We start from the raw sequence: 1,232 nt of genomic DNA, 5'->3' as shown, positions 1-1,232 counted from the left end.
GGAAACGCTGAAGTAATCGGGCTTTCGGCGTGGAAAGCCGAAGATTACAGCATCGATTGATTTTTGTTCAGGTGCTGGACGTCAATTTTCCGATTTTGGGCCAAAACGGGCTTATTTTCGTGTGGTGAAGCACCTCCTGGCGCCCGATCCGCCCTCTCAGGACGGACTCCAGGCGTGTTTGGTCGCCAATCGGCGCTTTGCCAGCACCAGGTTGGCGAAGCCGAACAGCGAAAAGAGCTGCGCCTCATTCTTGGCAAGGCCGCGGTAGCGGACCTTGCGATGACCGAAGAGGTTCTTGAGCACATGGAAGGGGTGTTCGACCCGGGCGCGTATCTTCGCCTTGAGCGTCTCCATTGCATCAGCCACTCGCCCGGCGGCGTTCTGCGGCAACGCCTTGCGCTTGCTCCGCTTCATGGCAATGTGCCATTTCACCGCTGTGTCCCGGTTCTCCGGACGCTTTTCCACGCCCTGGTATCCGGCGTCACCAAACACCTCCCGCTCCTCACCGTGCAGCAACTGATTGGCCTGGGTGACATCAGCGACGTTGGCCGACGTCCCCACCACCGCGTGCACCAGCCCGGAGTGCGCATCGACACCAATGTGCGCCTTCATGCCGAAGTAATATTGGTTCCCCTTCTTGGCCTGACGCATCTCCGGATCACGCGCTTTCTTGCGGTTCTTTGTCGACGGTGCAGCGGCGATCAGGGTCGCATCCACAATGGTGCCCTCGCGCAGCATCAGCCCCTGGGCGGCAAGATGGTCGTTGATGACGGTGAAGATCTTGCGGGTCAGATTGTTACGCTCCAGCAGACGGCGGAACTTCAACAGCGTGGTGGCATCCGGCGCGTCTTCGCGCGCCAGATCAATGCCAACAAAACGCCGGATCGCCTGGCTGTCGTAGATGGCGTCCTCAATTCCTTCGTCGGACAGGCCGAAGCACTGTTGCGCGACGTACATCCGCAACATTTTGGCCAGTCCGATCGGTGGACGGCCACGCCCTTCGCCAGTGGGGTAGAAATCGTTGAGTTCCGTGAGCAGCGCGTCCCACGGTGTCAACGCTTCGATCTCGGCCAGGAACCGGTCACGACGCGTGACTTTCTTCTTGGCGGCATATTCCAGATCAGAGAAGCTCGATTGCATCGGGGGCGCACTCTCGGTTGTGGGCCAGAGCCGTATTATCTCAACTCCGGACCGACAGCGGAACGGCAGGGCCGGAATAAATCAGTGTCTCC

At 59.7% G+C, this 1,232-nt stretch carries 1 protein-coding gene; it reads right to left on the bottom strand.

Features of this window, described 5'->3' with window-relative positions; genetic code table 11:
- Positions 1–156: 156 nt before the first annotated feature.
- Positions 157–1,140: an IS5 family transposase gene (locus tag CKO15_RS13745; RefSeq protein ID WP_200197393.1), complete on the bottom strand. Its 984-nt coding sequence runs from the start codon at positions 1,138–1,140 to the stop codon at positions 157–159.
- Between the last annotated feature and the right edge of the window lie 92 nt (positions 1,141–1,232).

It is taken from the genome of Halorhodospira abdelmalekii (genome assembly GCF_016583625.1).
Classification (GTDB): domain Bacteria; phylum Pseudomonadota; class Gammaproteobacteria; order Nitrococcales; family Halorhodospiraceae; genus Halorhodospira; species Halorhodospira abdelmalekii.
This window is presented reverse-complemented; position numbering and strand designations above follow the sequence as displayed.